Here is a 1159-nt window from a genome sequence, read left to right as displayed (position 1 = left end):
TGGTGTTTTTTGTTTCAATACAGCTTGCCGTAATTCATCATTATAGTAAGCTATGTACTTCTCAATTCCTCTGTAGAGCTGCAATGTTTCATTTGTAGGATTTAAATATATGTGCTCGTATTTAATCGTTCTCCAAAATCTTTCGATAAATGCATTATCGGTCGCTCTCCCTTTACCGTCCATACTCAATTTTGTGTTATAAAGATTTGCAACATATTCTGTAAAAAATTCTGATGTAAACTGTGTTCCTTGATCTGTATTGAGAATTTCCGGAGCACCATGAGTTTGTATTGCCTGATCTAACACCTCAGTACACCATTCGGCTTCCATTGTATTACTCAAGTTCCATCCAACGATATATCGGGAATATACATCTATGATCGCGGTCAAATACATAAAACCTTTTGCCATAGGTATATAGGTGATATCCATCTGCCATACTTGATTAGGTCCATCGATTACCTTTCCTCTCAATAAATAGGGGAAAACCTTGTGTTCCTTATTTCTTTTAGAGGTATGAGGACCAGGAAGAAGTGAACGAAGCCCCATTACTTTATAGTAAAGACGCTCTATTCTTGTAAGTCCAACCTCATATCCTAAGTCATACTTCAACCATGTATGCATTCTTCGTGCTCCTTTATACGGATGGTCTAAATAATGCTCATCTATAAGCCTCATTAACTCAAGATTTAAATCAGATTCTCCTCGTGGTTTATAATATAATCCAGACTTGTGAATACCTAATAGCTCACATTGTCTAATCAAGCTTATCTCCAAATTTGATCTATCAACCAACATTCGCTTTTGCCCTAATGCCTTTACATCAAGGCTTTTTTTAAAAAATCAATTTCTACCTTCTGCTGACCTATCACTTTAAGAAGTTTATCGGTCTGTTCATCTTCAAGCTCTTTTTTACTCTTCGGCTTAGATTCAAAAACCTTTGAGGCACTGGCTAAAAAATCCCTCTTCCAAAGGCTGATTTGTTGAGGTGAAATATCAAACTGCTGCGCCAATTGAGCAGCTGTTTTTCTCTCCTTTAGAGCTTCTAAAACTACCTTTGTTTTAAACTCAGGTGTAAACTTTCTTCTTGTCATTTTTCTCACAATTTAGTTATTAACAATTATTTATAAAAGTTGTCCTAAATTGTAGGGGCACATCA

2 protein-coding genes are annotated in these 1159 nt (G+C 35.8%); both read right to left on the bottom strand.

Annotation, left to right across the window (positions count from 1 at the left end):
• Positions 1-798, bottom strand: a 798-nt coding sequence (locus tag L2567_RS20940; protein ID WP_235299821.1) for an IS3 family transposase, incomplete at its 3' end; no start/stop codon positions are given.
• A 20-nt stretch (positions 799-818) separates the two neighbouring features.
• Positions 819-1094 (bottom strand): transposase, encoded by a 276-nt coding sequence (locus L2567_RS20935; protein WP_235299820.1) that lies wholly within the window; start codon positions 1092-1094, stop codon positions 819-821.
• Positions 1095-1159 lie beyond the last annotated feature (65 nt).

Origin of the sequence: Portibacter marinus (assembly GCF_021533195.1) — a bacterium.
GTDB lineage: Bacteria > Bacteroidota > Bacteroidia > Chitinophagales > Saprospiraceae > Portibacter > Portibacter marinus.
The sequence above is the reverse complement of the archived record's forward strand: the minus strand, read 5'-3'. Positions and strand labels throughout refer to the sequence as shown.

What these genes read in the sequence shown, in the direction of transcription:
- L2567_RS20935 (WP_235299820.1), bottom strand. Translation starts at nt 1,094, where the DNA reads ATGACAAGAAGAAAGTTTACACCTGAGTTTAAAACAAAGGTAGTTTTA.